The following is a 17,436-nucleotide window of genomic DNA, read 5'->3' as shown; positions in this document are numbered from 1 at the left end:
ATGCTGGAAGAAAAACCGATTCGCAAAGTCTCCGTGGTGATCCCGGTGTACAACGAAGAACAGAGCCTGCCGGAGCTGGTGCGCCGTACCGACGCGGCCTGCCGCACGCTCGGCCTTGACTATGAAATCTTACTGGTGGATGACGGCAGCGCCGACCGCTCCGCGCAGATGATCGCCGATGCGGCGGATATGCCGGGCAGTCACGTGGTCGGCGTGCTGCTGAATCGCAACTACGGGCAACACTCGGCGATTATGGCCGGTTTCAGCCATGTTTCCGGTGATGTGATCATTACGCTGGATGCCGATCTGCAAAACCCGCCGGAAGAGATCCCCAATCTGGTCAAAGCTGCGCAGCAGGGCTACGACGTGGTCGGCACCGTGCGTCAGAACCGTCAGGACAGCTGGTTCAGGCGCCGCGCTTCACGCACCATCAACCACCTGATTCAGCGCGTGACCGGCAAAGCGATGGGCGATTATGGCTGCATGCTGCGCGCCTATCGCCGTCACATTGTCGATGCGATGCTCAACTGCCACGAACGCAGCACCTTTATCCCGATTCTGGCGAACACCTTCGCGCGCCGCACCATTGAACTGCCGGTTACGCATGCCGAGCGTGAGTTTGGCGACTCCAAATACAGCTTTATGAAGCTGATCAACCTGATGTATGACCTGGTGACCTGCCTGACCACCACGCCGCTGCGTCTGCTGAGTATTGTCGGCAGCTTAATCGCGCTGGCCGGTTTCGCCTTTTCTCTGATCCTGATTGTGCTGCGCCTGTTCCTTGGTGCCAGCTGGGCCGGTGACGGTGTGTTCATGCTATTTGCCGTGCTGTTTATTTTTGTCGGCGCGCAGTTTGTCGGCATGGGCCTGCTGGGCGAATACATCGGTCGTATTTATAACGACGTACGCGCCCGTCCGCGCTACTTCATTCAACGTGTTATCCATCCGCAACAAGATGCCCCGTCTGTACAGGAAATTAAGCAATGAAAACTATCGTCTTCGCCTATGCCGAAATGGGCTGTGCAGGCATCACTGCGCTGCTGAACGCAGGCTATGAAATCAGTGCCATCTTCACCCATGCGGACACCTCGCCGGAGAGCCATGCGTTTCCTTCGGTAGCACGCCTCGCGGCTGAGCAGGGCATTCCGGTTTATGCGCCGGAAGATGCTAACCATCCGCTGTGGGTGGATCGCATCCGCACCATGCAGCCGGACTTTATCTTCTCGTTTTATTATCGCGCACTGCTGAGCGATACCATTCTGAACTGCGCGCGGGTTGGCGCGTTTAACCTGCACGGTTCGCTGCTGCCGAAATACCGTGGTCGTGCGCCGCTTAACTGGGTGCTGGTCAACGGCGAGACGGAAACTGGCGTAACGCTGCACCGCATGGTGAAACGTGCCGATGCCGGCGACATTGTGGCGCAGCAGCGCGTGGCGATTGACCCGCAGGATAATGCGCTGACGCTGCACCGTAAACTGGTGGCTTGCGCCGGCCAGCTGCTGGAAGGCGCGCTGCCGCCGATGAAGCGCGGTGAGATTGCCGCCACGCCGCAGAACGACGCGGAAGCGACCGTGGTCGGTCGCCGCACGCCGGAGGACGGCCGCATCAACTGGGAGCTGCCGGCGGCTAAAGTGAATAACCTGGTGCGTGCAGTCACCGATCCCTGGCCTGGTGCGTTTGCGTATGCCGGCACGGTGAAATTCGTGGTGTGGAAAGGGCGGGTTCACCAGGATGCGCCCAGCGCCAAACCGGGCACGGTGCTGTCAGTTGAGCCGTTCCTGATTGCCTGCGGCGAGGGCGCGCTCGAAGTGGTCACCGGGCAGAGCGACAACGGTGTTTACATGAACGGCAGCCAGCTGGCGCAGAGTCTGGGCATGGTGCCGGGTGCGCTGCTTTATTCGCAGCCGGTTGCTGCGGTGAAACGCCGCACGCGGGTGCTGATCCTCGGCGTAAACGGCTTTATCGGCAACCATCTCACCGAACGCCTGCTGCAGGATGATAACTTTGAGGTTTATGGCCTGGATATCGGTTCCGATGCCATCAGCCGCTTCCTGGATGAACCGCGCTTCCACTTCGTTGAAGGGGATATCAGCATCCACTCTGAATGGATTGAGTATCACATCAAGAAATGTGACGTGGTGCTGCCGCTGGTGGCGATCGCCACGCCGATCGAATATACCCGTAATCCGCTGCGCGTATTCGAGCTGGATTTCGAAGAGAACCTGAAAATTATTCGTGACTGCGTGAAGTATAAAAAGCGCATCATTTTCCCGTCGACCTCCGAAGTGTACGGCATGTGTACCGATCAGCATTTCGACGAGGATCACTCCAACCTGGTGGTCGGACCGATCAATAAACAGCGCTGGATCTATTCGGTATCAAAACAGCTGCTGGACCGGGTGCTATGGGCCTATGGCGAAAAAGAGGGGTTGCGCTTTACGCTGTTCCGCCCGTTTAACTGGATGGGCCCGCGTCTGGATAACCTCAACGCCGCGCGTATCGGCAGTTCTCGCGCCATCACCCAGCTGATCCTTAATCTGGTGGAAGGCTCGCCGATCAAGCTGATCGACGGCGGCGCACAGAAGCGCTGTTTCACCGATATTCGCGACGGTATCGAAGCGCTGTTCCGCATTATCGAGAACAAACACAACAACTGCGATGGCCAGATCGTTAACATTGGTAACCCGGAGAACGAAGCCAGTATCAAAGAGCTGGCGGAACACCTGCTGGCCAGCTTTGAGCGCCACCCGCTGCGCGATCGCTTCCCGCCGTTTGCCGGTTTCCGTGAGGTAGAGAGCAGCAGCTACTATGGCAAGGGCTATCAGGACGTGGAGCACCGCAAGCCGTCGATTAAAAACGCCCGCCGTCTGCTCGACTGGACGCCAACCGTGGCGATGGATACCACCATCGACAACACGCTGGACTTCTTCCTGCGCACCGTTGAGCTACAGGAAAAGCCATGAAGCGAGTGGGTTTGCGTGTTGATGTCGATACCTGGCGCGGCACGCAACTGGGCGTACCGGCGCTGCTGCAGCAGTTCAGCCTGCATCAGCTGCAGGCCAGCTTCTTCTTCAGCGTTGGGCCGGACAACATGGGACGCCACCTGTGGCGCCTGATGAAGCCGCGCTTTCTGTGGAAAATGCTGCGTTCGCGCGCGGCCTCGCTGTACGGCTGGGATATTTTACTGGCCGGTACCGCCTGGCCGGGCCGCGAAATAGGCAAAGGGCTGGCGTCGATTATTCGCGCCACGGCAGATCACCATGAAGTGGGGTTACATGCGTGGGATCACTTTGCCTGGCAGACCTGGGCTGGCGTCTGGTCGCCACAGCAGCTGAATGCGCAGATTGCGCGCGGTAAAGCGACGCTGGAAGCCATTTTGGGTGACAGTGTCACCTGCTCTGCGGTGGCAGGCTGGCGCGCCGACAGCCGGGTACTGGATGCCAAGCAGCCGTTTGGCTTTCGCTATAACAGCGACTGTCGCGGCAGCGGGCCGTTCATTCCGCGCCTCAACGATGGCAGCCTCGGCACGGTGCAAATTCCGGTAACCCTGCCGACGTGGGATGAAGTGGTGGGCCAGCAGGTCAGCGCGGAGGGGTTTAACGACTTTATTCTCGCGCAGATGCATGCCGCCAGCGGTACGCCGGTCTATACCATTCACGCAGAGGTCGAAGGCATCGTCGGTTTGCCCGCCTTTGCCGATCTGCTGACGCGCGCGCAGCAGCAGGGCATCCGGTTTTGTCCGCTGAGCGAGCTGCTGCCGGACGATCTCAGTACGCTGCCACAGGGCCATGTGGTGCGCGGGCACATTGCCGGCCGGGAAGGCTGGCTGGGTTGCCAGAGTTAACATTTTACAGGACCCAAGTATGGAAACACCGATGCGCAGCCGCACCCGCATAGTGCTGCTGATAGCGCTTTTTGCTCTCTATTATCTGATCCCGGTGCCATTCCGCGATCTCTGGCAGCCGGATGAAACCCGCTATGCCGAAATCAGCCGCGAGATGCTGCTGAGCGGTAACTGGGTGGTGCCGCATTTTTTTGATTTGCGCTACTTCGAGAAGCCGATTGCCGGTTACTGGGTCAATAATCTTGGCCAGCTGTTATTTGGGCATAATAATTTTGGCGTGCGCGCCGGTGCGATTATCTGTACCACGCTGAGTGCCATGCTGATCTACTGGCTGGGCAAACGGATGTTCCCCAGCCGCAAAATAGCGCTCACCGCCAGCGTGATCTTTCTTACCTCGCTGCTGGTTTACGGCATTGGCACCTATGCCGTGCTCGATCCGATTCTGCTGCTGTGGCTGGTGGCGGCGATGTGCAGCTTTTGGTTTGCTGCGCAGGCGCACAGTACCTCACAGCGGCTGATGGGGTATGTGCTGCTCGGCGCGGCCTGTGCCATGGGTTTCATGACCAAGGGCTTTCTGGCGCTGGCGGTGCCGGTGCTGGCGATTGTGCCCTGGGGGCTCTGGCAGCGACGTTTTGGTGAACTGCTGCGCTGGGGGCCGCTCACGATTGCGGTGGCGGCGGCGATCAGCGCGCCCTGGGCGCTGTCCATTCAGCATCAGGAAGGCGATTTCTGGCACTACTTCTTCTGGGTCGAACATATTCAGCGCTTCGCGGAGAGCGATGCGCAGCACAAAGCGCCGTTCTGGTATTACCTGCCGGTGTTGGTGGCGGGCTGTTTACCGTGGCTCGGCCTGTTGCCAGGCGCGCTGAGCGGCGCATGGCGACAGCGTCAACAGCACGCTGCCGCGATCTATTTGCTTAGCTGGGTTGTACTGCCGCTGCTGTTCTTTAGCATCGCCAAAGGCAAACTGCCGACCTATATCCTGCCGTGCTTTGCGCCGCTGGCGTTGTTAATGGCGCATTATGCGCACGGTAACACCGCGCGCCTGAAACAGGCGTTGGCGGTAAATGGCTGGATTAACCTGCTGTTTGGTCTGGGCGCCACGCTGCTGGTCGTGGTGGTGCTGGCACCCTGGGGGCTGGCGCACCATCCGGTGTACGCGCGCGATGAGTTGCTGCGGGTACTGTGCGCTGCGCTGGCATTTGCCGGCTGGGCGGTGATGGGCTGGTTAAGCCTGAAAACAGGCCGCTGGCAACTGGCTGCGCTTTGCCCGCTGGCATTGGCGCTGCTGGTCGGGTTGGCTATCCCACAAAAGGTACGTGACAGCAAACAGCCGCAGAGTTTCGTCAGCGCCGTTCGGCCTCAGCTGGCGCAGAGCCGCTATCTGGTGGTGGACAATTCCGGCATCGCTTCTGCGGTCGCATGGGAATTGCGCCGCAGCGATATCACTTTCTTCGATGAAAAAGGTGAGCTGGAGTACGGACTGGGTTATCCCGATGCAAAAACGCGCTACGTCGACGGGGAAGCCTTCGCCGACTGGCTGCGCCTGCATCGCCGACAGGGTCCGGTAGCGCTGGTGCTGCTGCTGAATTCTGACGAAAAGCAAGCGGATGCGCATCTGCCGGTGCCGGATGATGTGTATCAGCAGGGACGGCTGGTCTACTACGGCTACAACGCGACACCATGAATCTGCTGCTGATCCTGCTGGTAAGTCTGCTCAGTTGTGCCGCCCAGCTGTGCCAGAAACAGGCGGCCCACTGCGGCGGGCACCGCCTGTTCGGCTGGCTGGTGCTCAGCCTGCTGCTGCTGGGGACGGCGATGCTGCTGTGGCTGGTGGTGCTGCGCACCGTGCCGGTCAGCGTGGCTTACCCGATGCTGAGCCTGAATTTTGTACTGGTGGCGGTGGCGGCGCGCGTCATCTGGCGTGAGACCTACACGCGACGGCAGTGGCTGGGTACGCTGGCGATCGTTGCCGGGGTTGCGCTGATGGGGAGCCATCTGTGAAGGGCTGGCTGCTGGCGCTGGCCAGCGTGCTGCTGGTGTCACTGGCGCAGCTGCTGCTGCGCACGGCAATGCTCGCGCTGCCACCGCTGGATACATGGACCGCGCTACCGTGGCAGCACGGCCTGATACCGTTAATCGGCGGACTGGCGGCCTACGGCTGCTCAATGCTGTGCTGGCTGCTGGCGCTGCGGCTGTTGCCGCTCAACCGGCTCTATCCGCTGCTCAGTCTGAGCTATGTGCTGGTGTGGCTGGCCGCTATTTCCCTGCCAGCCTTGCATGAAACCTTCCGCTGGAGCAGTCTCGCTGGCGTCATATTGATCGTCTGCGGCCTGCTGTGTGTGGCGCTGCCGCGCCGTTAACCGTTAATGCTGCTGCCACGGGTGATATTCACCCTGGCGGCGGCCTGGCGCCGTTTCCGGCAGACGCAGCAGGCCGAACAAAGAAATCACCCCCAGCACTGCAACATACAGCGCCAGACCATACCAGTGGCCATGGGTCACTTGCAGAATCTTCACCGCCACCAGTCCGAGTACGCCGCTGCCGATCAGCGAACCGATCTGCCAGATCACCGCGATACCGCTGCAGCGAATGTGCGTGGGAAACAGTTCGGGGAACCATGACGCCTGCGGGGCATAACACATGCTGTGGCCCAGCGTCAGCGCCACGATCATCGCCAGTTGCGTGAGCCAGTAGCTGTTGTGCGCCAGCGCGAGAAAAAAGGGCACGATCGAGAGCATGATCAGCAGCGTGCCGATCAGGTAAACCGGCTTGCGACCGATGCGGTCGGAAAGGGCACCCATCAGCGGGATCGCCAGTACTTCGAGGATCACCGCGACGATCATACTGTTCATCAAAATGCCGGCATCAAGCTGATTAGCCTTACCCCAGGCAAGGATGATGACGGTAAACAGGGCGAAGGCGCAGGCTTCGATCAGTTTCGCTGCCACGCCGTTGACCACCAGCCGTGGATTACCACGCAGCACCTCTTTTAACGGCCTGGATTCTGCCGCTTTGGTTTCACGAATGGCGGCGAAGACCGGCGATTCATCAATGCGCAGGCGAATAAACAGGCCGACAATCACCAGCAGCGCGCTGAGCAGAAAAGGTACGCGCCAGCCCCAGTCCATCATCTGCTCCGCGCTCAGCGCGGCATTAAGCATAGCGAACAGCGCCAGCGGCAGCAGAAACCCGACCGGAGCACCAATCTGCACCCAGCTGGCAAAGAAACCGCGCCGGGCAGGCTGCGCATATTCAGCCGTCATTAATACCGCGCCCGCCTGTTCACCGCCGACGCCAAACCCCTGCAGCAAGCGGATGGCAATCAGTAATATCGGGGCCCAGACGCCAATTTTTTCGTAGGTTGGCAACAGGCCAATGCAGAACGTGCCAAGGCCCACGATCAGGATGGTCGCCACCAGCGCCTTTTTGCGTCCCACTTTGTCGCCGATGTGCCCAAACACCATGCCGCCAATGGGACGTGCGAGGAAGCCAACCGCATAAGTGGCGAAGGCAGCGAGTGTGCTGACCAGCGGATCGTGACTGGGAAAGAACAGATGGCCAAAGAACAGTACCGCTGCCGTACCGTAAGCGAAAAAGTCGTAATACTCTGCCGCCGTGCCTATCGCCGAGGCGCTGGCGACGCGGCGAATCAATGATTTAGGGTGAGCTTCAGCGGTATCAGATTGAGCAACAGTTGAAGAGGCCATGACAAATCCCTAAGAGGTTAAAGAGCGACTACCATACAAGAAGGTTTGTGCAGTTGTTGCGCGATTGATCACAAAGCGTGGCGACTCCCGGCGTAAAGGGGCCGATCTGCTGCGCTTAAATAACCACCTCGCCCGATCTTCATTCACCTTTTTTCTGCTGATGTAAATCCATCAAAATAAACCGGTCAAAAGGCTTGAACTCACAATTTGAAAAGCAGGTTTCAAATATAAATTAACATGAAATAAAAATGCCGATAGCCTGGACGCGCTGCTTTGTTCTGATGCTTTTCCTAACGCATTTTTTACCAGGAGGTATTATGGAAAAAGAACTTTATCTCTCCACCAACACCGCGTCCGGCCCCAACAGCACAACAACAACCGAACCCTTCGTAAAAATCATCGCGCTGGTGGCGACACTCGGCGGGTTGCTGTTTGGTTACGATACCGGCGTGGTATCCGGCGCGCTGCTGTTCATGCGCAGCGATTTGCATCTCACGCCTTTCACTACCGGGCTGGTGACCAGTTCACTGTTGTTCGGCGCTGCCTTTGGCGCGCTGCTGGCAGGGCACTTCGCGGATGCCCTCGGGCGCCGCAAAATCATCATCACGCTGGCCTTTATTTTTGCCCTCGGCGCGGTCGGCTCTGCCTTCGCACCTGATGTGGTGACGATGATTGCGTCACGCCTGTTTCTTGGTATTGCCGTTGGCGGGGCGGCTGCCACTGTGCCGGTGTATATCGCGGAAATTGCCCCGGCGAATAAACGCGGTCAACTGGTGACGCTGCAGGAGCTGATGATTGTTTCTGGCCAGCTGCTGGCCTATGTCTCCAATGCCACTTTCAATGAAATCTGGGGTGGCGAACATACCTGGCGCTGGATGCTGGCCATCTCCACCGTACCCGCCGTGCTGTTGTGGATCGGAATGATCTTTATGCCGGAAAGTCCACGCTGGCACGTCATGCGCGGCAACACCGCTGGCGCGCGCAGGGTGCTGGAGAAAACCCGGGCGGCGGAGGACGTAGAGTGGGAGCTGGAGGAGATCGAAGAGACCATCGAAGAGCATCGCCAGCAAGGCAAAGGTCGCCTGCGTGACCTGCGCACGCCATGGTTGCGCAAAGTGTTTTTACTGGGAATTGGCATTGCCGCCATCCAGCAGCTGACCGGTGTGAATACCATCATGTACTACGCGCCAACCATGCTCACTGCTACCGGCCTGAGCAACGATGCGGCGTTGTTCGCCACCATCGCCAACGGCGTGATCTCCGTAATCATGACGCTGGTGGGGATCGTGATAATCGGTAAGGTTGGCCGTCGTCCGCTGGTGCTGATTGGTCAGATGGGCTGTACCGCCTGCCTGTTCTTTATCGCCACGGTGTGCCTGCTTATGCCGGAGTATCACGCCGGTGGTGCGGTTAATCTGCTGCGGGCCTATCTGGTACTGGCCGGAATGCTGATGTTTTTATGTTTTCAGCAGGGCGCGCTGTCACCGGTCACCTGGTTGCTGCTGTCGGAAATCTTTCCGGCGCGCATGCGCGGCATTTGCATGGGCGGTGCCGTTTTTGCCTTGTGGATTGCCAACTTCGCCATTTCCATGGCCTTCCCGCTGTTGCTGGCCGCCTTTAGGCTTGCAGGGGCGTTTCTCACCTTTGCGGTGATCGGGATCGGCGGCGCCCTTTTTGTACTGCGTGCTATCCCGGAAACCAAAGGGCGCAGCCTGGAACAGGTCGAACACTATTTCTATGAACTGTATGACGGCAAAGGCTAAATGTGAGGGCGCTCAGGCTGATGTAAATCACTCAAAGAAGCCGCAGAGCGGGCAAAAAAGATAACTTACTATCAGGGCATGTCAGTACCTTGCAGCAAACAGAACCTTACCCAGTGATTATTATCCAGGAAAGATCATGACCTACAAAATAAGCAGTGACCGATTCTGTGTTAACCGTAAAATTGCCCCTCATCTCAGCATGGCGGAATTCTTCGCGCTGGTGGAACAGCTGGGATTAAATAAAGTTGAAATACGCAACGATATGAAAAGCGGCAGCGTGACCGACGGCGCAGGCGGTGAGGAGGTGCGTCGTCTGGCAGCGCAGCATCAGCTTGAGATCGAAACCATCAACGCGGTGTATCCCTTCAACCAGTTAGATGATGCGGTGCTGGAAAAAACGCGCGCGCTGTTAGCCGATGCGCGCGCCACCGGGGCGAAAGCGCTGGTGCTCTGTCCGCTCAATGATGGGACGCCGGTGAGTAATGAGCAAACCGTACAGGCACTGCAAACCCTGGCGCCGCTGTTTGCCGAATATGGTGTTGCCGGGCTGGTTGAACCGCTCGGTTTTCCGCAGAGCTCACTGCGCTCCGCCGCGCTGGCGCAGCAGCTTATCGCTCAGGCCGGCGTGCCGTTTAACATCGTGCTGGATACCTTCCATCATCACCTGTACGAAGGCGCCGAACAGGATTTCGCCGGTGGCGTAGACGTGAATCACATCGGCCTGGTGCATCTCTCTGGCGTAACGGATGCGCGCCCGACTCATCAACTCACCGACGAAGAGCGCATCATGCTGAGCGCGGATGACCTGCTGAAATCCCGCGAGCAGGTGCAGCGCCTGGAAGAGATGGGCTATCGCGGTGTTTATGCTTTCGAGCCGTTTTCTTCGGTGATGGAGAGCTGGAGCGCTGAGGATATTACGCGCGAAATCCGCAGCAGCATTGACTACCTCAACCACTAACAAATCCGGCATTTTGCTGAAGGAACCCCGCATGACACTCAATATTGGTGTAATCGGCACTGGCGCTATCGGCCGTGAACACATTCGTCGTTGCAGCCAGGTGCTGCAGCATGCGCGCGTGGTCGCGCTTAATGATATCAATCGCAGCAACTGTGAGCAGGTGATTAGCGAGCTCGGCTTGCAGGCGGAGATTTACGACAACGCGCACGATTTAATCGCCGCGCCGGAGGTGCAGGCCATTCTGGTCACCTCATGGGGCCCGACGCATGAAGAGTTTGTGCTGGCAGCCATCAAAGCCGGCAAAGCGGTATTCTGCGAGAAGCCACTGGCAGTGACCGCGCAGGGCTGTATGAACATTGTCGAAGCGGAAATTGCCGCAGGCAAAAAACTGGTGCAGGTGGGTTTTATGCGACCGTACGACAGCGGCTATCGCGCGCTGAAAGCGATTATCGACGGCGGCACCCTGGGTGAGCCGCTGATGCTGCACTGCGCGCACCGCAATCCTGCGGTCGGCGATGCTTATACCACCGATATGGCGATCACCGATACGCTGATCCATGAACTTGACGTGCTGCGCTGGCTGCTGAATGATGATTATGTCAGTGCGCAGGTGATTTACCCACGCAAGACCCGCCACGCGTCATCGCACCTGAAGGATCCGCAGATTGTGCTGCTGGAAACCGCGAAGGGCATCCGCATTGATGTCGAGATCTTCGTTAACTGCGCCTATGGTTACGACATTCAGTGTGAGGTGGTTGGCGAGAGCGGCATTGCCCGCCTGCCTGAACCAATGTCGGTACAGACCCGCCACGCGGCGCAGCTCTCCACCGGCATTCTGACCGACTGGAAAAAGCGTTTTATCGCTGCGTATGACGTTGAGCTGCAGGATTTCATCAACAACGTGCTGTCGGGCAATATGACAGGCCCGTCGGCGTGGGACGGCTATGCCGCCGCCGTGGCAGCCGATGCCTGTGTTGCGGCACAGAACAACGGTGACATTGTCCCGATTACCATGCCGCCACGTCCGGCTTTCTATTGTTAATCCCGCAAAATCACGGCTGGCGCACCGGAACCGGTGCGCTTTTATGTGACATTGTCACCTGTTGACAGCTGTCTTCCCGTCAGTCACCGCCGCGCCTCACATTTGTTAGCGATCCCGTGTATCATCGCCGCCTTTATGTTGTGCAAGGAAAAGTGTGATGACGGAGAGCGTAATGGCGCGCCGCCAGCCCTCGGTATGGTGGGGCGCCATGATCATCTGTGGGACGGTAGTGGGCGCCGGTATGTTTACGTTACCGATCGTGATGGCCGGGGCGTGGTTTGGCTGGGCGCTGCTGCTGCTGGGCATAAGCTGGGGCGCAATGCTGCTCTCCGGGCTGCTGTTTATGCGTGTCAGCCTGCATTATCCGCCGGGCGCGGGCTACGATACGCTGACGCGCGATTTGCTCGGGCGCGGCTGGGCCAGCATCAATGGCCTCAGCATCCTTTTTGTACTGGGCATTCTCACCTACGCTTATATTTCAGCCAGTGGTCCGGTTTACCAGCACTCGCTGAATCAGCTTGGCGTGCCGCTCTCAACCGCCGGGGCCAAAATCGCGCTGACGCTGTGTGTCGCCGCCGTGGTGTGGCTCGGCACCACCGGCGTCAGTCGTTTGATGACGTTCTGCGTGCTGGCAAAAATCCTGCTATTGATTTTGCTGTTCGGCGGGCTGTTAACCCAGGTTGACGTGCCCTCGCTGTTCGCTGCCGCCGCGCCGGGAGACAGCTACTGGCCTTACGCGCTGGGCGTGCTGCCGTTCTGTCTGGCCTCTTTTGGCTATCACGGTAACATCACCGGACTAGTGAGTTATTATCAGCGCCGCGAGTCGCCGGTGACACGCGCGCTGGTGCTGGGCACGCTGATGTCGCTGGCGCTTTACCTGTTCTGGATTGTCTGCACCATGGGGAATTTGCCGCGCGCTGCGTTTCCTGACATCGTGCAGCAGGGCGGAGATATTGCCGCGCTGATGGCCGCGCTGCGCGATCACCTGCACGTGCGCGCGTTGTCGCTGATGATGTCGGTGTTCTCACATTTTGCGGTGATTGCCTCATTCCTCGGCGTGACGGCAGGCCTGTTTGATTTTATCGCCGACCGCCTCGGCTGGGGGCATTCCCCGCGCGCGCGGCTGCAAACCGCCTGCCTGACATTTTTGCCGCCGCTGCTCGCTTCGCTGTGGTGGCCGCATGGCTTCGTCGCCGCCATCGGTTTTGCCGGTCTGTTTGCCACGCTGTGGGCGGTGATTATTCCGGCGCTGCTGGCGCGGCGTGCGCAACAGCGTTTCGCCGATCGGCCGCGTACGCCACTGGCGATTGGTCTGGTGCTGCTTTTCGGCGTGCTGAATGTGCTGGCATGGACGCTGAGCTGGCTGGGTGTGTTACCGCAATTTGCTGCGGCCTGAGTGGCGTGAGCCATGGGGTTCAGAGGTGAGGCTGCACTATTCGTATCGTAGCGGCGCGATTTATCGCGCGAATCTGGCCGCCGCGCCGTTGTAGATTGTGCGATAAATTGCACCGCTTACGGTCACAGCACCAGCTCGTAGCGGCGCGATTTATCGCGCTAATCCATTAGCCGCAGCGTTGTAAATTGCGCAATGAATTGCGCCGCTACCCGTCAGTGCATCGGTAGCGACGCCATCATGACTTAATTGCCGCGATAGGTGGAGTAGCCGTACTGGCTGAGCAACAGTGGAATATGGTAGTGCTGATCGGCATTATCCAGGTTGAACATCACCGGGATTTCCGGGAAAAAGGTCGGCTGAGCGTTTTTTTTGTAATAGTCACCGGTTTTAAAAATTACGCGGTAAATCCCGGTCTGCGCCTTCTGGCCCGCCGGGTAAAGCGCTGGAATACGTCCCTGTTCGTTGGTGGTGCCCTGCGCCAGTTTCACCCACTCTTCCCCCTGTTTCTTATCCAGCTCGACCTCAATACCTGCGGTCGGTACGCCGGTTTGCAGATTCAGCACATGCACGCTCAGGGGATTTTTCATCTCAGCGGCCAGGCCGCTCACGCTGAAAGCGCAGAGCGCGCCGCCCAGTAAATAATGCTGCAATTTCATCTCATCTTCCTTTTGGTTAATTGGCCGGGAAAGCATAAGACGAAAACAGTACAGTCGCGCACAATGGGCTGAAATCTGTGAAATTTCCCAGAGCAGAACCGGCAACCGGGCGGCTGCCGGTCAGGGGAACTACTGGTTGCTAATCAGGGTGCCTTTCAGGCCGTGTGGTTCGGAACGCAGATACTGTGGCGGCGCTTTGGCCTGCGCACCCAGTTCGGCGGCGGCGTGCCATGGCCAGCGTGGGTCATACAGTACCGCGCGTGCCAGCGCGATCAAATCGGCATCCTGCTCCTGCAGCGCCTGCTCGGCCTGTTTCGGTTCGGTAATCAGCCCCACGCCAATCACCGGAATCGAGACCTGCTGGCGAATCTCGCGAGCGAACGGCAACTGATAACCTGGACCGACGCTGATTTGCTGCTGCGGTGCCAGCCCCCCGCTGGAGACGTGAATATAGGCGCAGCCTGCGGCTTCGAGCTGCTGGCTGAAAACAATCGATTGCTGATTATCCCAGCCGCCCTCGATCCAGTCGGTGGCAGAAAGCCGCACGCCAACCGGGATTTCCGCCGGCAGCGCAGCGCGCAGCGCCTTGAACACCTCAAGCGGGAAACGCAGACGGTTCTCTAATGAGCCGCCATATTCATCGTCACGCTGGTTGCTGAGCGGCGACAGAAACTGGTGCAGCAAATAGCCGTGCGCAGCATGCAGTTCGACCAGCTGAATGCCGATGCGTACCGCGCGCAGAGCGCTATCGACAAAGGCCTGTTTCAGCTGCGCCAGATCCTGTTTGCTGAGTGCGGCCGGCGGACGCTCATCCTGTCCAAACGGCTGCGCAGACGGCGCGACGGTCTGCCAGCCGCCGTGTTCCTCAGAGAGCTGCGCACCGCCTTGCCATGGCGCAGCACAGGACGCTTTGCGCCCGGCGTGACCCAACTGAATGCCAATCGGCAGGGTAGCGTAGCGCCGCACGTCCTGCAGCACGCTGGCCAGCGCGGCTTCAGTGGCATCGTCCCATAACCCCAGGTCGCCCGGTGTGATACGGCCAATAGCTTCCACCGCCGTTGCCTCGATAATCAGCAGTCCCGCGCCGGAGAGCGCCAGCTGGCCGAGATGAATGCGGTGCCAGGCCGTTGCCTGACCCTCTTCCGCTGAGTATTGGCACATCGGTGCAATTACAATGCGATTTTCCAGCGACAACTCGCCAAGCTGCGTCGCGCTAAACAGTAAACTCATGCATACCTCATATCCGCACGTTAATGACTCCCTACAGCATAGGAGCTGCAGCCGGATTTGCAGCAATGCCAGATGTAAGCGGCAATGACACACATTAATTACAACATACTTTTAGTGATTGATGTAATGGCGCCGGGTTCGGCTAACGTGCCGGTAAAGCTGACTAGCGCCATTTATTCAAACCAGGGGCTGAGGCTCAACAGAATGCAAGCTAACGCTAAGGAATTCTGGACAGGCGTAAACCCAGCGGCCCAAAATAACTCCTCATGTTAAAGAGGGATCTGATTAAGTATTATCGAATTATTGGCTAATCAAAGGAACTGTGAAATGGATGAAGCACTACTCGCAATGATGCGTTCAAATGGGCGCAACAGGGCCTGGGCAGAATCGATGGTCAATCTTGAAGCCCGTAAGCTGATTGAAACGGCTAACCGTGAAGCCGGGTTTCACATCAGGGATGGACTTACGCGACTCCAGTTTGTGCAGGAAATAAGGGATGTGATTGAAGAGCAGTTCTCGATTGCCCGGCGCGCAAAGTCTGATGAAGAGTGCATGGCCTGCGTAAAAAATCTCAGGGCAGAGACCGAAAATCTTGCAGAGCAGGGGCAAATGCTGCGCAGGAATACTGCGAAACTTTACGCCAAAGTGGAGTTCGTCCGGGAAAATAACAAAATTGTCGGTTATGTGATTTCTGCTGTGAATGTAGTGCTTTCGGGCGCAGAAATAGCTTTAGGAACAACGCTACTGGCTAGCGCTAATCCATTGGGTGTGCTGGCTGGCGCAATACTCGTTGTGGATGGATTCAATGGCCTTAGTAAAGAATTTAGCCATCAGGTCCTTCATGATTCTTCATCTGAAGGGTTCGCTGCCAATGCTGCTATGTCTACGGCTGAATTTATGGGTTTTAGTTCTAAAAGTGGATTAGGCGTATATAAATCAATCTCACTTATTGCTAACGCTTACAGCATCTTAGGCTTAATAAGAAAGCCTGGAGCATGGAGACTATTTCGCTATATGCCCATCGATTATTACAGGAAAGTCAGTACGTTAAGTCGGCCAAAACTAACCATGAAAATAGTTGGATACGGCGTGAAGGCCAAAGTTATTTTTGATCTGATGACAATTACAGATCGCCCTTAATCCCGGAAGCATGTTTTTTATACCGCCAGGCTTTAAAAGCGAGTTTGGCGGGCGTCAAATACCAGATAAAAGGTAACCCTACAATTAAAGCAAAAGCCAGAGAGAGTGTGTTATTTTTTGTAGATAAAACAGATGTAAAAATCAGGATTAAAAAAGCAATAATAGTTATCCACTTAGCTACATTAAATCGTTTTGCTAAATCCTGAACCACTTCATCAAGAGTTCCCCCGAAATTTTCCACATTGCTTTTGATTTTCTGGATATCTTTATGACTGAAGCCGGACTCCAGCAGTGATTCTTCGCTAATTTTCATGGATTTCATCCTTAAAATTCACCATTACATCACCGGAAAGTTTACCTGAAAACAGGCGATAAATCGCCATCTGCGAATCATGTTTCGATGTTAGCTAAACAGTAGCTTACGTCATTAGTCTGACTTGCTGGTTGTTTGTGATCGAGTTACCAGAGAAACAGCACGAAACCGGCAGCGATGACCGGCGGCAGCAACATGTACGGCAGTATGGACAATTCTTCACTGAACGCATAGCCGGCTTTGTTGATACCTGTCCACATGTTGATGAATGCGATTATCACCCAGACAGCGATGAAACTTTTCGTGGTTAACTCACTGGGAAAGGGCCCTAAATGCCAGAGCCATCCAAATGCCAGGAAGATGCCAAATAGCGCAAAGCCACAGATAAGGATGACAACGGTGTGCATTTCCGGCGCTCCTGTTTGCATGGTAAAGCAACCGGCGAGCGATCCCGCCGGTCACACCTGTTACCCTTCACATGACGGTGCTTTCGCTGGCGTCAGAAGATCGGACAATCCAACCCGATTTAGCATTTCGGCACGCAAACGGTCGATGACCGCAAAGCCGATATTCGCGCCGTCTTCGGACGGATCGTTATGCACACGAAATGGACGCGTACCAAACGGCATACCGACAACATCGGTTATTTGTGCTGCAACGCGCGCGGGATCGGCATCTTCCGGCACTATCTCCGTAAAGGCCTTTTGCACAACATCTCCGAAACCGGCATAAGGACCTGCTTCATACTCCGCGACACGCCCGGTGTCGGCAGGACTTCCAGAATGGGCAAAATGGTTCGTCCCTTTGGTAAAGGCTCCCGGCACGATGATTGTTGTCTCAATGCCGAATCGGCTGAGCTCGCGCGCATACTGAACGGCAAGCGTATCCATCGCCGCTTTGGCGGCAAAATAAGGGGCCAGATAGGGCGGTGTGCCGCCGGTCACGCTGGAACTGGAAATCCAGACCAGCAGGCCTTCACGTCGGGAGCGCATATGCGGCAGTATGGCCCGGTTGACGCGCTGCGTTCCCAGCACGTTAACGTCATATTGCTGGGCGAACTGCTCTGGCGTGAAGGCTTCGGCCGGGCCGAACATCATGTGGCCAGCATTGTGTACCACCACATCAAGCTTCCCGGCGTCGGATATTACCGTTTCAATGGCAGCATCAACCGATATGTCGCTCTGAACATCAAGTTCCAGCGGCCGGAGGTCAATTCCTTCCCGCGTGGAAAGTTCGCTTAACTGGCGGACATTTGCGGCATTACGACCCGCAATATCCCGCATTGATGCATAAACGGTATGACCAGCACGAGCCAGCGCTTCGGCGGTCAGGCGACCGAAGCCGCTTGACGATCCGGTCACAAGGATAATCTTCTGAGACATAA

Annotated in this window: 17 protein-coding genes; 11 read left to right on the top strand and 6 right to left on the bottom strand. The window is 57.3% G+C overall.

All coding sequences use genetic code 11. From position 1 onward, the window contains the following. The 6 genes from arnC to arnF are packed head-to-tail and all read left to right on the top strand — an operon-like array spanning position 1 to position 6,207. Entirely contained in the window at positions 1-987 is a 987-nt protein-coding gene (gene arnC, locus K7H94_RS20360) for an undecaprenyl-phosphate 4-deoxy-4-formamido-L-arabinose transferase (protein ID WP_021509379.1), read from the top strand. Next, positions 984-2,963: a bifunctional UDP-4-amino-4-deoxy-L-arabinose formyltransferase/UDP-glucuronic acid oxidase ArnA gene (gene arnA, locus K7H94_RS20355; RefSeq protein ID WP_021509380.1), complete on the top strand. Its 1,980-nt coding sequence runs from the start codon at positions 984-986 to the stop codon at positions 2,961-2,963. The genes arnC and arnA overlap by 4 nt, the downstream gene beginning before the upstream one ends. Continuing rightward, positions 2,960-3,844 carry a 4-deoxy-4-formamido-L-arabinose-phosphoundecaprenol deformylase gene (gene arnD, locus K7H94_RS20350; RefSeq protein ID WP_222952080.1) on the top strand — a complete coding sequence of 295 codons (885 nt, stop codon included), beginning with the start codon at positions 2,960-2,962 and terminating at the stop codon, positions 3,842-3,844. The genes arnA and arnD overlap by 4 nt, the downstream gene beginning before the upstream one ends. Positions 3,845-3,875: 31 nt before the next feature. Further along, entirely contained in the window at positions 3,876-5,531 is a 1,656-nt protein-coding gene (gene arnT, locus K7H94_RS20345) for a lipid IV(A) 4-amino-4-deoxy-L-arabinosyltransferase (RefSeq protein ID WP_222952392.1), read from the top strand. Beyond that, the gene (arnE, locus tag K7H94_RS20340) at positions 5,528-5,848 is read left to right on the top strand and encodes a 4-amino-4-deoxy-L-arabinose-phosphoundecaprenol flippase subunit ArnE (protein WP_021509383.1); all 321 of its coding nucleotides are present in this window, start codon (positions 5,528-5,530) and stop codon (positions 5,846-5,848) included. Before arnT ends, arnE begins: the two co-directional genes overlap by 4 nt. Further along, entirely contained in the window at positions 5,845-6,207 is a 363-nt protein-coding gene (arnF, locus tag K7H94_RS20335) for a 4-amino-4-deoxy-L-arabinose-phosphoundecaprenol flippase subunit ArnF (protein ID WP_058781501.1), read from the top strand. The genes arnE and arnF overlap by 4 nt, the downstream gene beginning before the upstream one ends. A 3-nt stretch (positions 6,208-6,210) precedes the next feature. On the opposite strand, the gene K7H94_RS20330 is transcribed toward arnF, so the two are convergent. Then, entirely contained in the window at positions 6,211-7,554 is a 1,344-nt protein-coding gene (locus K7H94_RS20330) for an MFS transporter (protein ID WP_141495976.1), read from the bottom strand. 317 nt (positions 7,555-7,871) lie between these two features. Between K7H94_RS20330 and K7H94_RS20325 the strand changes: the two genes are divergently transcribed. The 4 genes from K7H94_RS20325 to K7H94_RS20310 all read left to right on the top strand — a co-directional run bounded on the left by K7H94_RS20325 (position 7,872) and on the right by K7H94_RS20310 (position 12,713). After that, a complete protein-coding gene (locus tag K7H94_RS20325; protein ID WP_222952079.1) occupies positions 7,872-9,317 on the top strand; it encodes a sugar porter family MFS transporter in 1,446 nt (481 codons plus the stop codon). A gap of 136 nt (positions 9,318-9,453) precedes the next feature. Continuing rightward, entirely contained in the window at positions 9,454-10,275 is an 822-nt protein-coding gene (locus K7H94_RS20320) for a TIM barrel protein (protein WP_222952078.1), read from the top strand. A gap of 31 nt (positions 10,276-10,306) precedes the next feature. Then, a complete protein-coding gene (gene iolG / locus K7H94_RS20315) occupies positions 10,307-11,317 on the top strand; it encodes a bifunctional inositol 2-dehydrogenase/D-chiro-inositol 1-dehydrogenase (protein WP_222952077.1) in 1,011 nt (336 codons plus the stop codon). Positions 11,318-11,474: 157 nt separating this feature from the next. Continuing rightward, positions 11,475-12,713 carry an aromatic amino acid transporter gene (locus K7H94_RS20310; protein WP_222952076.1) on the top strand — a complete coding sequence of 413 codons (1,239 nt, stop codon included), beginning with the start codon at positions 11,475-11,477 and terminating at the stop codon, positions 12,711-12,713. A gap of 242 nt (positions 12,714-12,955) precedes the next feature. On the opposite strand, the gene uraH is transcribed toward K7H94_RS20310, so the two are convergent. Together uraH and K7H94_RS20300 are read right to left on the bottom strand one after the other, a co-directional pair. After that, positions 12,956-13,369, bottom strand: coding sequence for a hydroxyisourate hydrolase (gene uraH / locus K7H94_RS20305; RefSeq protein ID WP_058770194.1), 414 nt, complete (start codon positions 13,367-13,369; stop codon positions 12,956-12,958). Between the two features lie 129 nt (positions 13,370-13,498). Next, complete coding sequence (locus K7H94_RS20300; RefSeq protein WP_104187344.1) at positions 13,499-14,599, bottom strand: NADH:flavin oxidoreductase/NADH oxidase; 1,101 nt, start codon at positions 14,597-14,599, stop codon at positions 13,499-13,501. Between the two features lie 327 nt (positions 14,600-14,926). On the opposite strand from K7H94_RS20300, the gene K7H94_RS20295 reads away from it, so the two are divergent. Then, complete coding sequence (locus K7H94_RS20295; RefSeq protein ID WP_021509394.1) at positions 14,927-15,739, top strand: DUF4225 domain-containing protein; 813 nt, start codon at positions 14,927-14,929, stop codon at positions 15,737-15,739. On the opposite strand, the gene K7H94_RS20290 is transcribed toward K7H94_RS20295, so the two are convergent. The 3 genes from K7H94_RS20290 to K7H94_RS20280 all read right to left on the bottom strand — a co-directional run bounded on the left by K7H94_RS20290 (position 15,723) and on the right by K7H94_RS20280 (position 17,434). Beyond that, positions 15,723-16,052, bottom strand: a complete 330-nt coding sequence (locus K7H94_RS20290; RefSeq protein WP_222952075.1) for a hypothetical protein — start codon at positions 16,050-16,052, stop codon at positions 15,723-15,725. The two genes, K7H94_RS20295 and K7H94_RS20290, sit on opposite strands and share 17 nt — an antisense overlap. A gap of 146 nt (positions 16,053-16,198) precedes the next feature. Beyond that, positions 16,199-16,459 (bottom strand): hypothetical protein, encoded by a 261-nt coding sequence (locus K7H94_RS20285; RefSeq protein ID WP_222952074.1) that lies wholly within the window; start codon positions 16,457-16,459, stop codon positions 16,199-16,201. A gap of 60 nt (positions 16,460-16,519) precedes the next feature. Then, a complete protein-coding gene (locus K7H94_RS20280) occupies positions 16,520-17,434 on the bottom strand; it encodes an SDR family oxidoreductase (protein WP_222952073.1) in 915 nt (304 codons plus the stop codon). Positions 17,435-17,436 lie beyond the last annotated feature (2 nt).

The organism is Pantoea dispersa, from assembly GCF_019890955.1.
GTDB classification, from domain to species: Bacteria; Pseudomonadota; Gammaproteobacteria; order Enterobacterales; family Enterobacteriaceae; genus Pantoea; species Pantoea dispersa.
Note: the sequence above shows the minus strand (reverse complement) of the source record. Positions and strands in the feature narration are given on the sequence as shown.

Bases quoted from the DNA above. Each gene is read 5' to 3' on its own strand.
- K7H94_RS20285 (WP_222952074.1), bottom strand. From the start codon at position 16,459: ATGCACACCGTTGTCATCCTTATCTGTGGCTTTGCGCTATTTGGCATC.
- uraH (WP_058770194.1), bottom strand. From the start codon at position 13,369: ATGAAATTGCAGCATTATTTACTGGGCGGCGCGCTCTGCGCTTTCAGC.
- K7H94_RS20310 (WP_222952076.1), top strand. From the start codon at position 11,475: ATGACGGAGAGCGTAATGGCGCGCCGCCAGCCCTCGGTATGGTGGGGC.
- arnT (WP_222952392.1), top strand. From the start codon at position 3,876: ATGCGCAGCCGCACCCGCATAGTGCTGCTGATAGCGCTTTTTGCTCTC.
- K7H94_RS20325 (WP_222952079.1), top strand. From the start codon at position 7,872: ATGGAAAAAGAACTTTATCTCTCCACCAACACCGCGTCCGGCCCCAAC.
- K7H94_RS20300 (WP_104187344.1), bottom strand. From the start codon at position 14,599: ATGAGTTTACTGTTTAGCGCGACGCAGCTTGGCGAGTTGTCGCTGGAA.
- arnA (WP_021509380.1), top strand. From the start codon at position 984: ATGAAAACTATCGTCTTCGCCTATGCCGAAATGGGCTGTGCAGGCATC.
- K7H94_RS20295 (WP_021509394.1), top strand. From the start codon at position 14,927: ATGGATGAAGCACTACTCGCAATGATGCGTTCAAATGGGCGCAACAGG.
- arnC (WP_021509379.1), top strand. From the start codon at position 1: ATGCTGGAAGAAAAACCGATTCGCAAAGTCTCCGTGGTGATCCCGGTG.
- K7H94_RS20290 (WP_222952075.1), bottom strand. From the start codon at position 16,052: ATGAAAATTAGCGAAGAATCACTGCTGGAGTCCGGCTTCAGTCATAAA.
- K7H94_RS20320 (WP_222952078.1), top strand. From the start codon at position 9,454: ATGACCTACAAAATAAGCAGTGACCGATTCTGTGTTAACCGTAAAATT.
- arnE (WP_021509383.1), top strand. From the start codon at position 5,528: ATGAATCTGCTGCTGATCCTGCTGGTAAGTCTGCTCAGTTGTGCCGCC.
- K7H94_RS20330 (WP_141495976.1), bottom strand. From the start codon at position 7,554: ATGGCCTCTTCAACTGTTGCTCAATCTGATACCGCTGAAGCTCACCCT.
- arnD (WP_222952080.1), top strand. From the start codon at position 2,960: ATGAAGCGAGTGGGTTTGCGTGTTGATGTCGATACCTGGCGCGGCACG.
- iolG (WP_222952077.1), top strand. From the start codon at position 10,307: ATGACACTCAATATTGGTGTAATCGGCACTGGCGCTATCGGCCGTGAA.
- K7H94_RS20280 (WP_222952073.1), bottom strand. From the start codon at position 17,434: ATGTCTCAGAAGATTATCCTTGTGACCGGATCGTCAAGCGGCTTCGGT.